Origin of the sequence: Thioclava sp. SK-1, from assembly GCF_001705665.1 — a bacterium.
Classification (GTDB): domain Bacteria; phylum Pseudomonadota; class Alphaproteobacteria; order Rhodobacterales; family Rhodobacteraceae; genus Thioclava.
This window is the reverse complement of the sequence record NZ_MDHA01000040.1, coordinates 73,033-93,176: the sequence shown is the minus strand read 5'-3', so window position 1 is coordinate 93,176 and position 20,144 is coordinate 73,033. Positions and strand designations below refer to the sequence as shown.

At 57.8% G+C, this 20,144-nt stretch carries 15 protein-coding genes, 4 pseudogenes and 1 other annotated feature; of the genes and pseudogenes, 9 read left to right on the top strand and 10 right to left on the bottom strand.

Annotated features, from left to right (window positions below; translation table 11 throughout):
* Nucleotides 1-694: 694 nt before the first annotated feature.
* Nucleotides 695-818, bottom strand: a pseudogene (locus tag BFP70_RS21585) (IS3 family transposase); the annotation flags it as partial.
* A gap of 43 nt (nt 819-861) precedes the next feature.
* A pseudogene (locus BFP70_RS09305) lies at nt 862-2,094 on the bottom strand (IS3 family transposase).
* Nucleotides 1,691-1,807: a sequence feature (AL1L pseudoknot), on the bottom strand. It overlaps the preceding pseudogene by 117 nt.
* A 53-nt stretch (nt 2,095-2,147) precedes the next feature.
* Here BFP70_RS09305 and BFP70_RS09295 point away from each other — a divergent pair.
* Together BFP70_RS09295 and BFP70_RS21580 are read left to right on the top strand one after the other, a co-directional pair.
* Nucleotides 2,148-2,351 (top strand): annotated as a pseudogene (locus BFP70_RS09295) (IS3 family transposase); the annotation flags it as partial.
* A 35-nt stretch (nt 2,352-2,386) separates the two neighbouring features.
* Nucleotides 2,387-2,503 (top strand): annotated as a pseudogene (locus BFP70_RS21580) (hypothetical protein); the annotation flags it as partial.
* Between the two features lie 214 nt (nt 2,504-2,717).
* Here the strand turns inward: BFP70_RS21580 and BFP70_RS09290 are convergent.
* From BFP70_RS09290 to BFP70_RS09265, 6 genes are all read right to left on the bottom strand, one after another.
* Nucleotides 2,718-3,821, bottom strand: coding sequence for a glycoside hydrolase family 105 protein (locus tag BFP70_RS09290; protein WP_066011146.1), 1,104 nt, complete (start codon nt 3,819-3,821; stop codon nt 2,718-2,720).
* The gene (locus BFP70_RS09285; protein ID WP_066011144.1) at nt 3,818-5,371 is read right to left on the bottom strand and encodes a glycoside hydrolase family 28 protein; all 1,554 of its coding nucleotides are present in this window, start codon (nt 5,369-5,371) and stop codon (nt 3,818-3,820) included. Before BFP70_RS09285 ends, BFP70_RS09290 begins: the two co-directional genes overlap by 4 nt.
* A gap of 145 nt (nt 5,372-5,516) precedes the next feature.
* Nucleotides 5,517-6,791, bottom strand: coding sequence for an ABC transporter substrate-binding protein (locus BFP70_RS09280; RefSeq protein WP_066011142.1), 1,275 nt, complete (start codon nt 6,789-6,791; stop codon nt 5,517-5,519).
* A 27-nt stretch (nt 6,792-6,818) separates the two neighbouring features.
* The gene (locus tag BFP70_RS09275; RefSeq protein ID WP_066011140.1) at nt 6,819-7,928 is read right to left on the bottom strand and encodes an ABC transporter ATP-binding protein; all 1,110 of its coding nucleotides are present in this window, start codon (nt 7,926-7,928) and stop codon (nt 6,819-6,821) included.
* Between the two features lie 4 nt (nt 7,929-7,932).
* Nucleotides 7,933-8,841: a carbohydrate ABC transporter permease gene (locus tag BFP70_RS09270; protein ID WP_066011138.1), complete on the bottom strand. Its 909-nt coding sequence runs from the start codon at nt 8,839-8,841 to the stop codon at nt 7,933-7,935.
* A gap of 3 nt (nt 8,842-8,844) precedes the next feature.
* Nucleotides 8,845-9,726 (bottom strand): carbohydrate ABC transporter permease, encoded by an 882-nt coding sequence (locus BFP70_RS09265; protein ID WP_066011134.1) that lies wholly within the window; start codon nt 9,724-9,726, stop codon nt 8,845-8,847.
* A 236-nt stretch (nt 9,727-9,962) separates the two neighbouring features.
* Between BFP70_RS09265 and BFP70_RS09260 the strand changes: the two genes are divergently transcribed.
* The 5 genes from BFP70_RS09260 to BFP70_RS09240 all read left to right on the top strand — a co-directional run bounded on the left by BFP70_RS09260 (nt 9,963) and on the right by BFP70_RS09240 (nt 14,650).
* Nucleotides 9,963-10,838 (top strand): AraC family transcriptional regulator, encoded by an 876-nt coding sequence (locus tag BFP70_RS09260; protein ID WP_255356657.1) that lies wholly within the window; start codon nt 9,963-9,965, stop codon nt 10,836-10,838.
* Between the two features lie 298 nt (nt 10,839-11,136).
* Nucleotides 11,137-12,162: an ABC transporter permease gene (locus BFP70_RS09255; RefSeq protein WP_066011130.1), complete on the top strand. Its 1,026-nt coding sequence runs from the start codon at nt 11,137-11,139 to the stop codon at nt 12,160-12,162.
* A 2-nt stretch (nt 12,163-12,164) separates the two neighbouring features.
* On the top strand, nt 12,165-13,061 hold the full coding sequence (locus BFP70_RS09250; protein WP_141693153.1) for an ABC transporter permease: 897 nt from the start codon (nt 12,165-12,167) through the stop codon (nt 13,059-13,061).
* 3 nt (nt 13,062-13,064) lie between these two features.
* Nucleotides 13,065-13,907: an ABC transporter ATP-binding protein gene (locus tag BFP70_RS09245; RefSeq protein ID WP_066011125.1), complete on the top strand. Its 843-nt coding sequence runs from the start codon at nt 13,065-13,067 to the stop codon at nt 13,905-13,907.
* The gene (locus tag BFP70_RS09240) at nt 13,904-14,650 is read left to right on the top strand and encodes an ABC transporter ATP-binding protein (RefSeq protein WP_066011123.1); all 747 of its coding nucleotides are present in this window, start codon (nt 13,904-13,906) and stop codon (nt 14,648-14,650) included. The genes BFP70_RS09245 and BFP70_RS09240 overlap by 4 nt, the downstream gene beginning before the upstream one ends.
* 185 nt (nt 14,651-14,835) lie before the next feature.
* Here the strand turns inward: BFP70_RS09240 and BFP70_RS09235 are convergent, their stop codons facing one another.
* Together BFP70_RS09235 and BFP70_RS09230 are read right to left on the bottom strand one after the other, a co-directional pair.
* The gene (locus BFP70_RS09235; RefSeq protein WP_066011122.1) at nt 14,836-16,425 is read right to left on the bottom strand and encodes an ABC transporter substrate-binding protein; all 1,590 of its coding nucleotides are present in this window, start codon (nt 16,423-16,425) and stop codon (nt 14,836-14,838) included.
* Nucleotides 16,426-16,459: 34 nt separating this feature from the next.
* Nucleotides 16,460-17,608 carry a mandelate racemase family protein gene (locus tag BFP70_RS09230; protein WP_066011118.1) on the bottom strand — a complete coding sequence of 383 codons (1,149 nt, stop codon included), beginning with the start codon at nt 17,606-17,608 and terminating at the stop codon, nt 16,460-16,462.
* Nucleotides 17,609-17,835: 227 nt separating this feature from the next.
* Here BFP70_RS09230 and BFP70_RS09225 point away from each other — a divergent pair, with 227 nt between their 5' ends.
* Entirely contained in the window at nt 17,836-18,588 is a 753-nt protein-coding gene (locus tag BFP70_RS09225) for a FadR/GntR family transcriptional regulator (protein ID WP_255356656.1), read from the top strand.
* A 122-nt stretch (nt 18,589-18,710) separates the two neighbouring features.
* Entirely contained in the window at nt 18,711-20,084 is a 1,374-nt protein-coding gene (locus BFP70_RS09220) for a four-carbon acid sugar kinase family protein (RefSeq protein WP_066011117.1), read from the top strand.
* The last annotated feature ends 60 nt before the right edge of the window (nt 20,085-20,144 follow it).

The following is a 20,144-nucleotide window of genomic DNA, read 5'->3' as shown; positions in this document are numbered from 1 at the left end:
CAATCTCGCGTATCGGCATTTTGTCACGCAATGCCCAGCGTCGAATGACACTCAAAAATCCCATGTCGATCACTCCAAATCCCCCCAACCAAAACCGTCGGGGAAGTGTGTTCACATGGGTCAATTCTCAGTGACAATTTATGGGGCTACCGGGTCAGTTCTCAGTGACAATCAACAGCTATCCGTCTTTACGTTTTTCCAACGATTCTCGGCAGAACAGTGGCCTATTTTGTTTTGGTGCCGCCTCAATCGCTCGTTTAGGCGGTTTCCTCTTCAAATACGACGGGGCTTTTCAGCCCAATGTTGCGCAGCTTCGGCGCGAATTGTTGAAGCCTTTGATATACTGGCAGATTGTGCCCTCAGCTTTCCGGCGTGTTGGTGTTGGCTGCGATCAACGCCAGATCAGGTCAACAAAGATGGTCCTGACTCTTCGACCAGTTTTTCGCCGCACCAAGCTATAGCATTGATTTCATTTCAGACGGCGGCTTACAGATACGGCACTTAACCCGCGCGGATGATTATAGATAGAGGCAGAAACGCGTCAGCGACAGCTCGCCCCAATGCCGATGGACGCTGGACGATGAGATCGGGTCGCGTCCACCTCATTGCTTTTTGCCTCCAGTGGCAAGGATAGCACTGAAGAATTTTGATAAAACTGGACTTGCACCGTTTCTGTTCCGGTGTGTTGCTCATCTTAGGCGGCGAGCTTTTCGAATGCCACGGGTGATTTTCCGTCCAAGGCTGAATGGCGCCTGCGCGGGTTGTGAGAGAGCGTTGACGTATTCGAACACTTCGCCCTCGATGTCTCGGCGCGTTTGACACTGAATCGCCGCGGGTTTACCGGAGACCTATAGCTTCATTTCACGCGACCATATCGAGCACGTCGCGCTGTGCATAGAAGTTCTGTTCAGCCTCTGCTGGCGGTATGTTTCCGATAGGGCCGAGCAAGCGCCGGTGATTAAACCAATCGACCCAGCCGAGCGTCGCCATTTCCAGATACTGCATGTTGCGCCATGGACCCTGGCGATGGACCAGTTCGGTTTTGTAGAGACCGTTTATCGTCTCCGCGAGGGCGTTGTCATAGGAGTCTCCCAGGCTGCCGAGCGATGGCTCGATGCCAGCTTCGGCCAGACGCTCGGTATAGCGAATGGATAAATATTGCCCGCCGCGGTCCGAGTGGTGCACCAAGCCGCTTTTCTGGACCGGCCGCCGATCATGCAGGGCCTGTTCAAGAGCATCGAGAACAAAGTCTGTCTTGGCCGACCGTGAGACCCGCCAGCCGACGATACGATCTGCAAACGTGTCGATGACGAAGGCAACATAGACAAAGCCCTGCCACGTGGACACGTAGGTAAAGTCGCTGACCCACAGCAGGTTCGGTGCGGGCGCACGGAACACACGGTTCACTTTGTCGCGCGGACAAGGTGCCGACGTGTCTGGAACCGTTGTTTTGACCACCTTGCCGCGCACGGCACCACGGATGCCGATCTGTTTCATCAGGCGCTCCACCGTGCAGCGTGCAAGCGTAAAGCCCTCGCGTTTCAGCTGATGCCACGCCTTGCGGACCCCGTAGACCTGATAATTCTCATCCCAGACACGTTTGATCTCCGGGCGCAGCTCCGTATCCCGCTGATGCCGGGCTGAAGCATTGGCCGGATCGGCTTGGTGCCAAGCGGTGGTAATATGTTGACGGTGCAATCGGCAGCACCCTGCAGATCGACTCGACACCGTAAACAGCCCTTTGATCGTCGATGAAACCGATCATCGCTTGAGTGGGCGGTCGAGTTCCGCCTGCGCAAAATAAGCTGATGCCTTGCGCAATATCTCATTTGCCTGGCGCAGTTCACGGTTCTCTCGTTCCAGCGTCTTGATGCGATCACGTTCCTCGGTCGTCACGCCATCCCGCATGCCGCTGTCCTTCTCGGCCTGCTTGACCCATCCGCTCAGTGTCTGGGGAATACAGCCGATCTTGGGTGCAATGGCCGCTATCGCGCCCGCTTGCGTTTCATATGAACCTTGATGTTCAAACACCATCCGGACCGCCCGCGCGCGAACTTCTGGCGAGTAGCGATTTGCCATTTTGCTTTTTGTCATAACCATCATCCTTACTTAAGTTGATGGTCTCCGACAAACTCGGGGCGATTCAGAATGCTGTGGCCGAGAGCTTCTTCAACCTGCTCAAGCGCGAGCGTATCAGGCGCAAGAAATACAAAACCCGAGAAGAAGCGCGCCGAGACGTATTCGACTACATCGAGTTTTTCTACAACCCGCAGCGCAAACACGTTAGAAACGGCATGCTGTCACCGATTGACTTCGAGCAGCAGCAGAAACTGAAGCTGCAAGGCGTCTAGCAAACTAGGGGCTATTCAACGGGTTCCAAGCCAAACGCGTGATTAAAGATTGGATCAGCTTCTACAACATCGAGCAGCCTCACACCGCTCTCGACAAACGATCACCCAACGACGCATTCTTCACAACAGAACAGACGCAAAAGGCCGCATGAAACCAGCCAGATTACATCTTAGCTGAGCCGAAAAATTGTCCAAATAACTGGGACCATCTCAGCCGTGACCTGGATGGAAAAAGTCACTGATGCGCAGTATCTGGCAGCTGCCGGCGAAAACTGATGGCCTTGGCCGAATGAGGCGGGCCGATGCCCCTTATGTGTGAAGATGGCTCTGGGCCGGTCGGCATCTGACTGGCCCAGAGCGGCAATATCAGCCATCTATCCGGGCAAAGGACGGTGGTGCAGAGGTCTGATGTGCGCTTTGCGTGCTTTGTGCCACGGCCATCATCAGTGGTCCGACCCCTTTGGCATCATCTGCGACAATATCTTCGGTCAGGTAATAGCCCGGCGATCCATCGCGGATCTTGCCGTCGAACCCGCCTAGCCCTGCAACATGGCAGATTTTTGTCAGCTGCGTGATCCCATCAACCCGCAAAAGCCGTGTGTCGATCAGCCGTTTCAGTGCGCCCTTTCCGGGGCTGTGCCACGCGCCCAAACCCAGATCGGACGCGCGCAGCAGCGCATAGGCGAACATAGCGGACGCAGAGCTTTCATCATAATTGCCAACCAGTTGCGGCGCATCCAAAACCTGTGGCCACAGCCCGCTGGGGGCGCGTTGTGCCACAATCGCATGCAGCAGATCGGCGGTTTTTTGACGCGGGGCGCGCTGTGGCACGATGGCGGCGATATCCACCATCGCCATTGCCAGCCAGCCCAAGGCACGCGCCCAGACTGCCCGCGATTGCCCGGTGACAGGATCGGCCCACTCTTGCCGCCGCGCGGCATCATAGCCATGCATATACAGCCCCGCAGGCCCCGCCGTCAGCGCCAGTGCCCCGTTCAACTGATCCAACGCATCCGTGATCAGCGCGGGCTGATCCGTCGCCTGCGCATATTCCATCTGAAACGGCAGGGCCATATACAGCCCATCCAGCCAGACCTGCTGCGGATAGCGCTGTTTATGCCAGTAATTACCCGCCTGCGTGCGCGGATGGTGTGCCAGCTGATCGGCCAGAAGATGCGCCGCCGCCATATAGCGCGGGTCGCCGGTCTGTTGTGACAGGTGAAACAGGCACCGTCCTGCCAGAATATTATCAATGTTGAATTCCTCAATCCGGTAGCCTGATAGCGTGCCATCTGCGGCAATCTGCGGCGCGGTCAGACGGGTCAGATGGTCCAGCCAACGCGGCTGCGCAGTGGCCTGATGCAACATCACCAACCCACGATAGATACAGCCATCCTCATAGCACCAGCGCCCGTCCTTATAGGGCTGATAGCGGGCGGCATAGGCGTCGAAATAGTCCAGAACGGTCATCGGGTTACGGGCTCCAACTGGCGAAAATCTTCAAGGCTGACCGGGGCGGTTTCCCCGCCGATCCCGGTCACGGTGGCATATTCGACACACAGACCCGCATGGCGCTGCGCAGCGATCCCATCCGCCATAAGCGGCGCTGCGGGCTGGGCTGTGGGGTCATAGGAGGCCAACGCGATATTATGCAGCGAAATCGGTCCGATAGGGGCCTCGGGCAAACCAAGGAACGCCCCCAGCGCATGCGACAGGTTGTAAATGGTGACATCGCGGATCTGCACCTGACCGATCTGCGGCGTGGTATCATCGACCGGGGCGGCAGTGCGGCTTTGAACCCAAGGCGCATGGCCGTCAGGATCACAATAGTAATGCGCATTGGCCGAAAATGCGGTCAGCACACCGTCCATAACGATATTCGCCATCGTGATCCGGTCAATGCGCCCGCCCCGGCCGCGCCGGGTTTTCAACCGCAACCCGCGATCCGTGCCGATCATATCGCAATCACGCACGGTGATATCGGTGACATCGCCCGACATTTCAGATCCGATGACCAGCCCGCCGTGACCGCGTTCCATCAAACAATGCTGCACCAAGATATTGCGGGTGGGGCGCAGGTGATCGGCACTGCCATCGGCCCCGCGTTTGCCCGATTTGATCGCGATGCAATCATCGCCCACGGAAAAATGCGTGCCGATAATGCGGACATCTTCGCACATCTCTGGGTCCAGCCCATCGGTATTGGGGCTGTTATGGGGGGCGTGGATTTTCAGCCCAATCGCATCCAGACCCACACAGCCCTGCGGATGAAGTGTCCAGCTGGGCGCGTTGCGGATGGTAAACCCCATCAGCGTGGTCTGCGTGCAGTCAATCAGATGCATCCCGCGCGGACGGCGCGCGCCGTCGCGGGTTTGTTTGGGCCATGACCACCAATCCCCGCGCGTGCCGCCGCCATCCAATATGCCCAGGCCGCAGATCGTTAGATTGCGCGCGCCAATCGCGTGGATACAGCCGGCAAAGCAAGGCTCTGGCAGGCCCTCCCATGATCCCAGCATCCGGCCGCCTTCATCATGGCTGGGCAAAATGGGCCATGCGCTGCGTATCTGGGTCGTGGCCAATTCGGCGCCGGGTTGCAGATACAACACCATATCCGAGCGCAGCCGCAATGGACCGCAGATCCACCGCCCCTTGGGCACGATCAAGGTGCCCCCAATGGGCAGGGCGCGGATCGCCGCATCAAAGGCGGTGGCATTGGCGCTGACGGTGGCGGTGGTATCGGGCAGATCGGGCTGCGCGCCAAATTGGGTGGGGCATAGCGCACCGGGGCAGGGGGGTGTGCGAAAGCGGATCTGCGCGCCACAGTCCAGCTGATATTCGGTGTCGGGTGTCAGCGCGTCCAATAACAACAGCACATTGACCGCGGTGCCGCGGGCACAGACCTGTGCGCCACTGCGCAAGACCCATTGCACCGGCGGATCAAGCCGATATCGGGCGGGGCTGTGTGCCAGGCACAGCGCAGCCATGCGCGCGGTCAGCGCGGTAAGTTGGATCGTGGTCATGATGGCCTCTCGTATCGTCGTGAGGGTGGCTGAAACGCCCAAACGCAGGCGAACCGGCAGGGCGGGGCACAGGCGCCCGGAAAAGCGGGGAAAGGGGGTGGCGGCCAAGGGCCAAGGCACAGGCCGCCACCGGTCAAGTGGCTGCTTAGGACGGGTCGAACTGGCTTAGGACATCATTGGCGCTGTCGATGATGATTTCAGCCGCCTCTTGCGCGTCAATCATGGCATAGGAATATTCCTCCATCGTATCAATGAACACACCGCGCAATTCAGGATGCTCGTTAAAGGGCGATACCGCAGGTCCGGTGGAATTCATCATGATGTCATGGGCTTTGCGCAGCTGCGGCTCAATCAGCCCCGCGCCTTCCAGCGCGCTCATCGCGACGGCCGAGGCAGGCAGCCCCCGCGTCACCCCAAGCGCGGTGATGCCTTCGGGTTCGTTCATCAGGCAATTGAGGATCTGCGCGGCCGCGTCTTGATTGTCAGAATTCTTGGAAATCGACAATAACATTGAGGGCTTACGATATACGCCATCGGTTTTGGCATCGGCAAAGCGCACCATCGGATAACTGTCCAGCACCTGACCTTCGGCCAAAGGATCCGAAAATTTGAAATAGGTCGTGTTCCATTCATAAGATCCGCCGATTTGCCCCTGTGACCAGCTGGTTTTCTCATACAGCTTCACATTGCCTTCGGCGGCTTCATCCTTGCGCGATTGGATCGCGCCACTGTCAACCATGCGTTGGTAAAACAGCAATCCGGCGGCCAGCTCGTCCACGGTCCAGGCAACACGGTTGGTTTCTGGGTCCACCATATCCTTGCCGGTTTTTTGCGTCACCGCCAATTGCACCAGCAGCTGCGCGCTTTCAGATACGGCGTTGAACAGCTGATAATCATCACCCTTTTGCGCCCGCAATTCCTGTGCGGCGGTAAAGAATTCTTCCCATGTGGTGGGGGCGGTCAGACCGGCAGCATCCAATGTGGTTTTGTTGAAAAAGAACACCCGACCGGAGGTGGACACAGGGATGCCCTGCACATGGCCTTGTACCGTGACACTGGCCAGATCCTTGTCGGAATATTGCGTCAGATCAATCTGATCGGACAGATCACGCAGATCGGCAAACCCGGTCCCGGTGCGCGAAAACAGCGGCAGCCATGGCCAGTTGACCTGCAAGATATCCGCCTCGGTTCCGCCAGCCATCTGTGTTGTCAGCTTTTCCAGATAGCCAGAAAATCCGGTGAATTCCGGCGCAATCGTATGGCCATGTTTTGCCCCGCAAGCCGTCAGTGCCTCTTGCGTGGCGATGTGGCGCGATTCCCCGCCCCACCAGCTCATGCGTAGATCGGCACCATGGGCGGGCATCAGTATGCACGGAACCAATGAACTGCAGATAATTGCCGCTTTAAGTGTTGATTTCATTTTGGAATCCTCCTCCGAAATTCCGGTTTATCCTGCCAATGGCAGAGAGACATTCGCGCCGCTATCGCGGTCGAATATATGTGCCTGACCCAGATCGGGGCTTAGGGTGATACGGTCATCGGCGCGGTTCATCGCGTCATATTCTGCCGACCCGGCAACCGTCGTGATGTCATGCCCATTCAGCTGTGCGTGCAGATAGACCTCATGGCCCATGAATTCGACCGAGCGCAGGCGCGCGCTTAATCCACCCGGGGCGCTGGTCAGCTTCAAATGCTGCGGGCGAATGCCAAAGGCTGCCCGGTCCGGCGCCTGATTCAACCGCCCCAACAGGCGCCCATCCAGGGCCACGGATTGATCGCCCAGATGGAAATTCGACCCCGCGATTTGCCCATCAATCACATTCATTTCCGGCGATCCGATGAACCCTGCCACGAACAGGTTGGCGGGCCGGTCATACAGTTCTTTCGGGGTGGCGACCTGCATGATATGGCCGTCTTTCATCACGCAGATCCGATCGCCCATCGTCATGGCCTCGGTCTGGTCATGGGTGACATAGACCACTGTCGAGGACATGCCCTCTGCCTTTAGCCGCTTGTGCAACTGCGTGATCCGCACCCGCATAGAGGCCCGCAGCTTGGCATCCAAATTCGAAAGCGGTTCGTCGAATAAGAACACTTCGGGCTTTTTGATCAACGCGCGCCCCAATGCGACGCGCTGCGCCTGACCGCCCGACAACTGCTTGGGCAGCCGGTCCAGCAATGGCTCAATCTCCAGGATCCGGGCGACCTCATCCACCGCAGCAGCGATCTGCGCCTTGGGCACATGCGCCAGTTTCAATCCGAAGGCCAGATTGGAGCGCACCTTCATATGCGGATACAGCGCATAGTTTTGGAACACCATTGCGATTTCTCGTTTGCCCGGTGGCAGGGCATTCACGATCCGCTCGCCAATGCGGATTTCACCGCCCGTGACCTCTTCCAGGCCGGCGATCATCCGCAGCGTGGTAGATTTCGCACAGCCCGACGGGCCGACCAGCACCATGAATTCGCCATCCGCGACATCCAGGTCGATCCCATGCACGGCCTTGAACCCGCCGCCATAGACCTTTTCCAGTTTGTTCAGTTGCAAACGTGCCATGAGATTATCCTTTCACCCCACCGGCAGAGATGCCTTCGATGAAGTATTTCTGAGCCATAAAGAAAACGATGAGCGCGGGCGTGATAGTCAGCACAGACATCGCCAGAATGCGGTTCCATTCAAAGGCTTCGGTCGTGTCGATGGACAGTTTCAGCGCCAGGCTGACCGGGTATTTATCGACCGAGCTGATATAGATCAGCGGGCCAAGAAAATCGTTCATCGTCCACATGAACTGGAACAGGCAAACCGATATCAGCGCCGGGGCCAGCATTGGCACCACAATGAATACCAGCGTCTGCCAGCTGTTGGCACCGTCGACGCGCGCGGCCTCTTCCATGTCTCCGGGAATGGCGCGCAGGAATTGCACCAGCATGAAAACAAAGAACGCATCGCCGGCAAAAGCCGATGGCACCCAAAGCGGCAGAAAACTGTCCAGCCACCCAAGATCACGAAACAGCAAATATTGCGGAATGCGGGTGACAACATTGGGCAATAGCAAGATCGCAATGACCGAACCGAACAGCAATTTCTTGAACGGGAAATCGAACCGCGCAAAGCCGTAAGCCACCATCGTGCAGCTGATTGCCGTACCGATTACTTTTGGCACGATGATCAGGAAAGAATTCAAAAAGAACCGCCCGAACGTATAGGGCGTCGAGGTTTCCCAGCCCTTGGCATAGCCTTCGGTCGTGGGGTTGGCCGGGACAAAACCGGGATTGCCAAAGATTTCCGCGTTGGTCTTAAAGGATGCGCCGATCAGCCAGATCAGCGGATACAGCATCACGATCCCAACCACGACCAGCACGATATAGCGCAGCGCCATTGACAGGCGGGCGTTGCGGATTTGCCGGGCATTGGCGGCCTGTGACTGTGACAGCGCATCCAGCCCAGTGACATGTGAGATATCGGTCATTGGTCAGCTCCGCTTGTCGCCGGCGTAATAGACCCATTTCTTTGAGGACCAGAAGGCCACAAGGGTCAGCGCCATGATGATGATGAACAGCACCCATGCGATTGCAGACGCATAGCCCATGTCAAAGCGCCGGAAGGCCTCGTCATAGATATACAGCGGCAGCAAATAGGTGGATTTCAGCGGACCACCCTGGGTGATGATATAGGGGCCGTTGAATTCTTGGAACGCCTGAACCATCTGCATGATCAGGTTAAAAAAGATCACCGGTGTGATCAGCGGAATGGTAATGAACACAAAGCTGGTGAATTTCGACGCGCCGTCGATTTCGGCGGCCTCATACAGTGATTTATCCACCGATTGCAGCGCAGCCAGAAAGATCACCATGGCAGAGCCAAACTGCCAGCACCGCAGCAAAGATATGGTCAGCAGCGCATTGGTGGGATCACCGAACCAGTTCACCGGCTCAATCCCCAGCGACACCAGCACCATATTCACCAGCCCCTCAGAGGCGAAAATATAGCGCCACAACACCGCGATTGCGATCGAGCCACCCAGGATGGAGGGGACATAAAATGCCGTGCGAAACACATTGATGAAGCGCAGCTTGTAATTCAGGATATAGGCGATGAACAATGCGAACGCGAGTTTGAGCGGGACCGTGGTAAAGACATAGATCAGCGTGACGCTCAGCGATTTGCGAAACGTGCGGTCGCTGGTGAACAGCTCAATATAATTCTTCAATCCCGTCCATCTGGGCGCATCCATCAGGTTGTAATCTGTAAAGCTTAGGTAAAATGATCCGACAAATGGGATCATCGTGAAAATCACCAAGCCGACGATATAGGGCGCTAAATATCCCAGGCCCAAGAAGCGGCTGCGTGTCATGGCGCGCCCCCATCGGATGCGATCGGGATACGCGCCGCCAATATAGGCAGGTTGAACATGTGTCCTCCAAAGGGTTCGGGATCACTGTGACGCGATGTCGTTCGGGCTCCTCTTCCCTGCGACTGCGCCGTGATGACAGATGACCCCGCCAAAGTTGTATGATAAGTCTTGTCAGATTCGTGACCAGAGGTGAATTCACCAAGGCGGGGAAAAAGATGGACGAAATTGAAGGTTCGATGAGCGAGTCTATTTTGGCGCGCATCCCGCCCTCTGCCTTGTCATTGGTTTTGGTGCGTTCGGCCATTCGGATGCAGCACACGCCGGAATGGAGCATCGAAAAATCGCTGCCGGTCGAGGATATGATCATCGCATTGGAAGGGCGGGGTGAATATCAGATCAACGACGAACGGTTTCATCTGGACCCTGGCGAGGCGATGCTGCTGCGTCGCGGAGAGACATTTCGTGGTTGGACCAACTCCAAGACCGGTTATGTCGGGCTGGCGCAGCACTTCACGCTGGGCATTTATGGCGAAACGGATTTGATCGCGCAGATGAAACTGAAACGAAAGGTGCGGTTTTCGCGCTGGCCAGAGCTGGGCGCCATGATCCGCACCTATCGTGACACTGCGCCGCCCAGCTCGGTAACATTGTTGCAGCATTACCAATTCATGGTGATGTTGATCGCCTTCGTGGATGATGCGTTTTTGGGATGGCAGCGGGATGGCGGCATGCGCATCGACAGCTCTGCCGGGATTGATCTGGCGGTGATGAAGGCCGCCGCGCGCATTTCCACCGCCCCATTAGAGCCAGAGATCGCGGCGCAGGCGGTGCGTGATGCACCCTATAACCCGGATTATTTTCATCGGGAGTTTCGTGACCGTCTGGGCCGCACGCCGCGGCAATATCAAGAATTTTGTCGGATTGAACGTGCTATGCTGTTGCTGGAACGTGGCTTGAGCCCGTCGCAGGTCGCGCGTGAAATTGGCTATGCCGATCCATATTATTTCTCACGCGCGTTTAAACGCCAGGCAGGTCAAAGCCCGCGCGGGTATCAACAACATGTGCGCCGGGCGCAGACCGGGCAGCTGATCGGGCCGCAATCCGCCAGATGATCGCCGTTTGGGCAATACATTCCCGCACAGTCAACCTATATGACAGATTTTATTTTTCTGCTATGCTCCCAGTATACCGCCGGGCGTTGCGGGGCATTCCCGACTAGCGTTATCATATTAACGACATGGTATTAAACAAAATTATAAGGTAGCGCCGACCGCTTTTTTCGCCGCCGACACCCCTGCGCTGTAGCAGGACGCGGGCCTTGGAATCTCTTGACATTGCCAAACTTGTATAACAGGTTTAACGCAATCATACCCGGTGAAACGCCGGAGCCCGGCAGGGAGGAGAGACTGCATGGCCATTGAATTGAAACGCCGTTTGGGCGGCATAGCAGGGCAGGCAGGGTCCATCGCGGTCACGCTGTTTGGATTGCTGATTTTAACATTCGCCATCGGGCGCATCATGCCCAACGACCCGGCCCGCGCGATGGTGGGCGAAGATGCCTCGCCCGAGGTGTATCGTGCGGTCTATGAACAGCTTGGCCTTGACCGGCCGATGTGGGAACAATTTTTGCTGTATCTGCGCGATGTGCTGCAATTCGATTTTGGCACCTCGATCCGGTCGGGGCAGCCGGTGTTACACGATATCTTGCATGTGCTGCCCGCCACGATCGAACTGGCGACATTTGCCATCATCTTTGGTGCCAGCTTCGGCATCACTTTGGGCGTTATGGCGGCTGTGAATAAGGACCGCTGGCCCGATCACCTGATCCGCGTGATCAGCCTGATGGGGCATTCCATGCCGATTTTCTGGACCGGAATGATCGGCCTGTTGGTGTTTTATGCCGGATTTGGTTGGGTGGGCGGTTCGGGCCGGATGAGCCAGTTCTACATCGGCCTTGTTCCCGAACGCACGAATTTTTTATTGATTGACAGTGCCCTGGCAGGAGAGTGGGAGGTATTCCGCTCTGCGATCAACCATATCATCTTGCCGGCGTCTTTGCTGGGCTATTCCTCCAGCGCCTATATCACCCGGATGACGCGCAGCTTCATGCTTGATCAGTTGGGGCAGGAATATGTTACCACCGCGCGGGTTAAGGGGCTTAGCAAACGTCAGACCATCTGGCGTCATGCCTTTGGCAATATCCGCGTGCAGCTGGTGACCATCGTTGCGCTGGCCTATGGCGCATTGCTAGAGGGCGCGGTGCTGATTGAAGCCGTCTTCGCCTGGCCCGGTTTTGGGCAATATCTGACTTCTAACCTACTGATTGGCGACATGAACGCGGTGATGACCTGCGTGCTGCTGGTCGGGGTGATCTTTATCGGGCTGAACATCCTGTCCGATGTCTTATACCGCATTTTCGATCCGAGGACCAAATGACCATGTCCGACACATCCCGTGCGACCGATGCGCGTCGTGCGATGCCGCAATCGCTGATCGCGCTGCGCAATATCTGTGTGTTTTTGGCCCGCACGCCGACCTCTGCCTTTGGGTTGATCGTGCTTGGGGTGCTGATTTTCACCGCAATTTTTGCGCCGCTGATCGCCACGCATGATCCCTATGTCCAAGATCTGCAAAACACATTGGCCCCGCCCGATGCCGCGCATTTCTTTGGCACGGATGAGCTGGGTCGAGACATCTTTTCGCGGCTGGTTCATGGCAGCCGGATCACCTTGACCATCATCTCTTTGGTGACGGTGGTGGTGGGGCCGATCGGGTTGTTCATGGGCACAGTGGCGGGGTATTTCGGCGGGCGGGTCGATACGGTTTTGATGCGGATTACGGATATTTTTCTGTCATTCCCGTCGCTTATCCTTTCCTTGGCCTTTGTTGCGGCACTTGGGCCAAGCCTGAATAACGCGATTATTGCGATTTCGCTGACCGCCTGGCCACCAATCGCCCGGCTGGCGCGCGCCGAAACCATGACCTTTCGCAAGGCCGATTACATTGCCGCCGCGCGTCTGCAAGGGGCCAGCCCGGCGCGGATCATCTGGAAAAGCATTGTGCCGATGTGCCTGCCTTCGGTCATGATCCGGCTGACGTTGAATATGGCGACGGTGATCTTAACGGCGGCGGGTCTGGGGTTTCTGGGCCTTGGAGCGCAGCCGCCGATGCCGGAATGGGGCGCGATGATCGCCACGGGGCGGCGTTATATGATCGACAGCTGGTGGTTGGTGACCTTCCCCGGCCTTGCGATTTTATCTGTCAGCCTGGCGTTCAACCTGCTTGGCGATGGGTTGCGCGACGCGCTGGACCCGAAACAAATGATGAAGAGGTAAGCGATGGACCCGATCCTGACTGTGCGTGACTTATCCGTGCACTATCCCGGCGCACCTGTTTGTGCTGTGAAATCCGTCAGCTTCACGCTGGGGCGCGAACGTCTGGGCATTGTGGGCGAAAGCGGCTCTGGCAAATCCACGGTGGGGCGGGCACTCATGCGGCTGCTGCCCGATGCGAAACTGTCGGCACAAACACTGACATTCGAAGGTGTCGATCTTCTGGCCGCCAGCGAACGGCAGATGCTGCGGCTGCGTGGGGCGCGGATGTCGATGATTTTACAAGACCCGAAATATTCTCTGAACCCGATCCGGCGCTGTGGGGAACAGGTGGCCGAAGGGGTGCGCACCCATACGCGCTGTTCCAAAAAACAGGCCCGAGACAAGGCCTTGGCGATGCTGAAAGCGGTGCAGATCCGCAATCCGGAACGGGTTTATGATCTTTACCCGCATGAAATTTCGGGCGGCATGGGCCAACGCATTATGATTGCGATGATGCTGTTGACCGACCCCGATATGGTGATCGCGGATGAGCCGACCTCGGCCTTGGATGTAACGGTGCGCTTGCAGGTTTTGTCGATCCTTGATGATTTGGTGCGCCGTCGTGGGATTGGGTTGATCATGATCAGCCATGATCTGAATTTGGTGCGCAATTTTTGCGACCGGGTGTTGATCATGTATGACGGCCGGGTGGTGGAAAGCATCGCGGCCGGGCAATTGGACCAGGCGCAACATCCCTATACGCGTGGGCTTTTGGCAGCACAGCCGCGCATTGGCGGCGGCCGTGGCCCCTTGCCAGTGCTGAAACGCGACCCGGCGTGGTCCCAACCGATGGAGATCCCTGTATGATCCCGGTCACAATTGAACAGATGTCGATGCGCTTTGGCGCGGTGAAAGTGTTGCATGATGTCAATTTGACAGTGCAGGCGGGGGAATGTTTTGGCCTGATCGGTGAAAGCGGCTCTGGCAAATCTACGGTGCTGCGCTGTGCCTCGCTGTTGCAAGACGGCTGGCGGGGCCGTGCGATGATCGGGGATACATCCGTGCGCGATATGTCCGTGGCGCAGCGATGCCGGTCGTTGCAAATGGTGTTTCAAGATCCTTATGGATCGCTGCATCCGCGCCATTCTGTGCGCACTGTCTTGTCAGAACCGTTGAAAATCCATGCGATTGGCGATGCGCCAGACCGGATGCGCGCCGCGCTGCGTGATGTGGGCCTGCCGGCAGAGTTTCTGGACCGCTATCCGCATCAGATGTCGGGCGGGCAGCGCCAGCGGGTCGCCATCGCGCGGGCGTTGATTTTGGACCCCAAAGTGGTGTTTCTGGACGAGCCCACCTCGGCGTTGGATGTGTCGGTTCAGGCCGAAATTTTGAACCTTTTGATGCGGTTGCGTTCGGAAAAAGGGTTTACCTATATCATGGTCAGCCATGATCTGGCGGTGGTTGATCACATGTGCGAGCGGTTCGCGGTGATGCAACATGGCCGTATTGTCGAAGTGCTGGACCGCGATGCGATCACCGGGGCGGGGGCCAAGACCTCTTATGCCAGAGAGCTGATCGGCGCCAGCCTTGCCTATGAAAACGCGCTGTAACAGGGTGTGTTACAGGCACTGATTGACCGCGCGTGCCATTGCGGCGCGCGCGGTTTTCGTTTGCGCACCCCCGATGCCGCCCCTTAGGGGTCGCTGGCGCGATGCGGCGCATATTTTGGGGCGGATAAGCAAAGGGCGCAGCCCGAAAGCTGCGCCCAAGATACCGCCAAGAATTTGGAGAACGCTTAGCGGGATTTCGTTACATCCTCAAACCGTGAAATCCACGGATCAATGATTACGCCCGACACATCGGCCTGATAGGCTGCGGTGACAACACGTTCGGAAAACGGCTGAATCGAAGTCACTTTCTGATCAATCAAACGCTGAATTTCTTCATATTGTGCAATTTGTGCGTCACTGTCGCGTTCAATCAAGGCAGCTTCGATTTTGTCGTTCAATTCCGTGTCTTGATAGGATGTGCGCCAGCTTTGATAATTGGTCAGCCCGGCTTCTTGTGAATTGTCGGGGTTCAAGACCAGAGCGCGCAGGTTGCTGTCTGGATGGGGTTGTTGCCCGCCGCCGCCACGGCCCACCAACAGTTCAAACTGACGTTCGCGCATCGCACCGTAGATCTGCGCACCGTCACCGGTGATGATTTCTGCGGTGATGCCGGCCTGTGCCAATGTGCCCTGAATTGCGGTCGCAGAATCCAGAAATTGCTGATCGGCGATCACGCGGATTGTTGTGGAAAACCCATCGGGGTAGCCCGCTTCGGCCAGCAATGCTTTGGCTTTGCCCACATCCAAACGATACCCCGGATCAGGCAGCGCCCCAAAGGCGGTGGAATTGACAGGGCGCTGGCGCGTGGTGCCAAAGAAGGGCATGATTGCCGTGTTGATCCCATCATAATCAATAAGATAGCGCAATGCCTCGCGCAGTTTGGGGTTGGCGAATTTCTCATCCGCCATCGATACGGCCAGATAATAGAACCCCGCGCTAGGATCGGTGCGCACGGTGATATCGGGATCCTTTTCCAAGGCACGCAAATCTGGCGCGGCCAGGCTGAACCCAACATCAATATCGGCCTGTTCCAGTCCCAGGCGCTGACTTTGGCTTTCGGGCAGGTGGCGCATTAAAATGCGTTTCATTGCTGGTGCATCGCCCCAAAACCCGTCATTGCGGCTAAGGATGACATATTCATTTGAACGCCATTGCGTCAGGGTATAGGCGCCAGATCCGGCGGAATGCGTGTTCAGCCATGTCTGCCCCTGATCATCCCCGGCGTTGGCCTGCACCAGTTTCGCGTCCAAAATCGATCCGACTCCGGCCTGCGCGATATACATCAAGATCATCTTCGGATCGCCGGCTTCGGGCATGTTCAACTGAAATGTGTGGTCATCGATCACGACGAATGTGTCATCCACCGTCTGGGCTGAAAACCCGCGTGAGATCAGCCCAGAGGATTGCGACAACCCCAGCGTCATCAGCCGGTCAAAGCTGAATTTCACATCTGCCGCCGTCACCGGATTGCCTGACGCAAACACGGCATCACGGCGCAAATGGAAGGTGACGGACAGATTGTCATCGCCAATCTCCCAGCTTTCCGCCAAACGCGGGCTTAGCGCGGCGGTCTCGGGGTCCAGCTCGACCAGCGCGTCATAGACATTGTTCAATACTTGAACCGCCTCGCCGCCGGTGATCGCGGCCGGATCCATTGTCAGAACATTGGTCATCGTGAAGGCGACGACCAGCTGGTCATCAGGGGTTTGCGCAAAGCTGGGTGCCGATCCCGCGATCAGCGCGGCCAACGCTACACCGGTTAAAAAATGTCTCATGTCTCTCCTCCCAAAGGTCCATAATCAGTTGCGGTCAGGCAACCCGGTTGTTTTCGATATGGTCGAAATTGATATCCTCGCCCAGGCCGGGACGATCGGGCACATGCACATAGCCATCGCTATCCATCGGATCAGAGAGGGAATGCAGATAATCCAGCCCATCGTCATATTCTAGGAATGGATGCAGCAGCCCGCGCTCATACCATTTGCAATTCTTCGCAGCCGCCACGACATGCAGGTTCATCGCCGTGTTGCCATGCACTTCGCATTCCATGCCAAAGCTTTCGGCCAGATGCATGGATTTCATCGCAGGTGTAATGCCGCCCACATCATTGACCCCGGTGCGCAAAATGTCGCATGCGCCCGATTTGATCCATTCGGCACGGTGCCAGTGTTTTCCAGCCGCACTTTCAGGGCCAATCACCGGAATATCCAGCGTGTCTGACAGCCACTTATATGACGACATGGATTGTTCATCCATCGGCTCTTCGATCCAGTCAAAGCCCAGCTTTTCCAGCCCGCGCCCCAGCTCCAGCGCCTCGGTGCGTTTGTACCAGTGGAACGCGTCGATCATCAATGAGATGTCCGGCCCGACCGCCTCGCGTACGGCGGCACAGGCTTTCAGATCCATCTTTACATTGGGCGCCCAGCTGACCGGGGGCATCCATGTGTGCAGCTTGATCCCTTTATAGCCGCGCTTAACCAGAGTTTCCGCGAAACGGCCATAATCGTCGGGTGTCGCAAGCCCGTTTTCCACCTCATCTCCGCACATGATGGAGCCATAGGCCAGCACCTTGTCACGATAGGCGCCGATCAGCTTATAAACCGGTTGATTCAAGGTCCTACCGGCCAAATCCCACAATGCGCAATCAATCACGGCCAGCGTGCGGTCGGTCAGCTGTGCCGCGGATCCGCGCTGCCAATGGGCCAGATCTTGCCACAGGCGTTCGCGGTCACGATGGTCTTGTCCGATCAACACCTTACGCACGAATTTTTCGATCACATGCGGCCGGGCCACCTGTGGCGGACAAAAGCTGTGACCCTCATGGCCGTCTTCGGTGCGGATTGTGACCATGGCTTGTTCGACCGCATGTTCGGGGCCGGGGTGGGCATGGCCCGCGCTGTCACTATGGCGGCGTGTCATGTGATGAAACACGCGCACCGACACGTCGGTGATGATCACTGTCTGGTCCTTTCTGGCTGCAGCGGCGCACCGCTCTCGTCAAATCTGTATAACAGGTAGGTAATATAAATTCTTGCGTCTGGTCAACCATGAACTGCCGGCGTTCAGGGGGAACTGGCCAAATCTTGAATAGGGTTGGATAAGAAAGCGCTGGCCATTTTGCGATGTGATCGGGTAAATTATCTGTCGTACAGAAGTGAACAGACCTGCGACAGGATGCGCCGCCCATGACCGATCTGAACGCCTTGATGCAGACCACACTGGGCCAGCCCGCGCCGGCGCGCACCCGGGCGGTGCAGATTTCCGATTTGCTGCGCCAGGATATTCAATCTGGGCGGTTTCGACCCGGAGATCGCCTGCCCAGCGAATCTGAGCTGACGCGGACCCATTCTGTCAGTCGCACGGTTGTGCGTGAGGCCCTGGGCCTGCTGCGATCAGAGGGGCTGGTAGAGGCACGCAAGGGCTCTGGCGTGTTTGCGTTGGATCCTTCGCTTGCACGGCCAAGCACACCGTTTTCCGATCTGGATATGGAACGGTTGTCAGGGGTGATCGAATTGTTCGAGCTGCGCTCTGCCTTTGAAATCCGGGCCGCAGCCCTGGCGGCCACCCGCCGTTCTGCCGCGCAAGTGGAGGCGATCTTGCAGGCCAATACCGCCGTTAGCGCCGCCCATAGCGCCGGACAATCCACGCGGGAGGCGGATTTCGCCTTTCATTATGCTATTGCGCAAGCCTCACAAAACAAAAGATTTCCTGAGTTTCTGGCCTTAATACGCCCCGGTATTGTGCCGCGCGTGGAGCTGGAGGCGGGACAAAACCCGCCCCGTGCCTATCGGCCCAATCCCGATCTGGTGGCCGAACATGCGCGGATTGTGGATGCGATTATTGATGGCGATCCAGATGCGGCAGAAACCGCGATGAAGGCGCATTTGGATGGTTCTATGGGGCGTTACCGCCTGCTTTTGCGCGATTCCAGCCGCTAAACCGGATCTGCACGGAGGTGGCGGCGTTCTCAAATGTCAAACTGGTATGATCAGATGATAATCATATTGAACTAGGTGGGAAATCTTGCCATTCTGTCCCCTGACCGCAGGAGGCGTGACAGATGGATAATTTCGCAGACGCGCAGCGCGCGCCTAAACTGGCCTGGTATGGCGATGATTTCACCGGGTCCGCCGCGGTGATGGAGGTTTTGTCATTTGCTGGCCTGCGTGCGGTGCTGTTTTGCGATATCCCCTCGCCGCAGTTTCTGGCCCGGTTTGGCGCGCTTGATGCTATTGGCCTTGCCTCCACCGCGCGCACGCAGGGGCCGCAGTGGATGCGGCGCTGCCTGCCGGGGCCGCTGGGCTGGTTGGACGCTACCGGGGCAGAGTTGCTGCATTACAAAATTTGCTCCACTTTCGATTCTGCGTCGCAGGCGGGCAATATTGGCTGCGCAATAGAAACCGCGCTGCGGGTGCGCCCGGCGAAAGCGGTGCCCATTGTCACCGCCGCGCCACAGATGCGCCGGTATCAATCCTTTGGCCATCTGTTTGCGGGCACTTTTGACGGGGTGTATCGGCTGGACCGTCATCCGGTCATGGCGCGCCACCCCGTCACACCGATGGCCGAGGCCGACTTGCTGCGGCATTTGGCGCAACAAACCGATCTGCCTGCGGCGCTGATTGATCTGGAGCAGCTTTGGGCCGATGGCGGCACGCACGCCTTGCAGCGCGCGCTGGACAGCGGTGCACGCCTTGTGTCGATGGACATGATGGACCCCCATAGCGAAGGCGCCGTAGGCCGGTTGATCTGGGGCAACCGCGATCGGCTGGGCCTTGTTGTGGGCTCGCAAGGGGTGGAATATGCGCTGGTGCGCCATTGGCAAGACTGCGGTGATTTGCCCGCCGCGCCGATTGCGACATCCGCAGGTGCTGTGGCGCAGATTGCGGCGGTTTCGGGCTCGGTGTCGCCCAGCACGGCGCAGCAAATCCGGTGGTCAGCGGCGCATGGGTTTGTCGTTGTGCCCTTTGATGCCTGCGCGGTGGTGCAGCCTGAAACGGCACAGGCGCAGATCCACAGCGCCACGCAGGCCGCGTTGGCCGTGCTGTCCACGGGGGCCAGCCCGCTTGTGACCTCGGCGATGGGGCCGGACGATCCGCAGGTGGCGGCGTTTGTGCGGCATGTGTCGCATTTGGGGCTGACGATGGAACAGGCGAATGAACGGATCGGTCAGGCCCTGGGTCAGGTGCTGGACGCTGTCGTCACCCGCGGCAAACTGCGCCGGGCGGTGATTTCAGGCGGGGATACATCGGGGCATGGGATACGCGCGCTTAGGGTGCAGGCGTTGGAGGCGCTGGCCCCCACCATTCCCGGCGCGGCCCTGTGCAAAGCCCATAGCGAGGGCCGCCACGATGGTTTGGAAATCGCGCTGAAGGGCGGGCAAATGGGCAGCGAGGATTTCTTTGGCTGGATCCGCCAGGGCGGCGGGCCGCGGTAATCCCTGTGCTGCGCCTTGGGGCGGGGCCGATGACTGGCCCAGGGCCGTTAAATGCCCGCG

Coding starts and splice junctions, on each gene's coding strand:
- BFP70_RS09225 (WP_255356656.1), top strand. CDS start 17,836: ATGACCGATCTGAACGCCTTGATGCAGACCACACTGGGCCAGCCCGCG.
- BFP70_RS09220 (WP_066011117.1), top strand. CDS start 18,711: ATGGATAATTTCGCAGACGCGCAGCGCGCGCCTAAACTGGCCTGGTAT.
- BFP70_RS09245 (WP_066011125.1), top strand. CDS start 13,065: ATGGACCCGATCCTGACTGTGCGTGACTTATCCGTGCACTATCCCGGC.
- BFP70_RS09260 (WP_255356657.1), top strand. CDS start 9,963: ATGAGCGAGTCTATTTTGGCGCGCATCCCGCCCTCTGCCTTGTCATTG.
- BFP70_RS09235 (WP_066011122.1), bottom strand. CDS start 16,425: ATGAGACATTTTTTAACCGGTGTAGCGTTGGCCGCGCTGATCGCGGGA.
- BFP70_RS09265 (WP_066011134.1), bottom strand. CDS start 9,726: ATGACACGCAGCCGCTTCTTGGGCCTGGGATATTTAGCGCCCTATATC.
- BFP70_RS09240 (WP_066011123.1), top strand. CDS start 13,904: ATGATCCCGGTCACAATTGAACAGATGTCGATGCGCTTTGGCGCGGTG.
- BFP70_RS09275 (WP_066011140.1), bottom strand. CDS start 7,928: ATGGCACGTTTGCAACTGAACAAACTGGAAAAGGTCTATGGCGGCGGG.
- BFP70_RS09290 (WP_066011146.1), bottom strand. CDS start 3,821: ATGACCGTTCTGGACTATTTCGACGCCTATGCCGCCCGCTATCAGCCC.
- BFP70_RS09285 (WP_066011144.1), bottom strand. CDS start 5,371: ATGACCACGATCCAACTTACCGCGCTGACCGCGCGCATGGCTGCGCTG.
- BFP70_RS09255 (WP_066011130.1), top strand. CDS start 11,137: ATGGCCATTGAATTGAAACGCCGTTTGGGCGGCATAGCAGGGCAGGCA.
- BFP70_RS09280 (WP_066011142.1), bottom strand. CDS start 6,791: ATGAAATCAACACTTAAAGCGGCAATTATCTGCAGTTCATTGGTTCCG.
- BFP70_RS09270 (WP_066011138.1), bottom strand. CDS start 8,841: ATGACCGATATCTCACATGTCACTGGGCTGGATGCGCTGTCACAGTCA.
- BFP70_RS09250 (WP_141693153.1), top strand. CDS start 12,165: ATGTCCGACACATCCCGTGCGACCGATGCGCGTCGTGCGATGCCGCAA.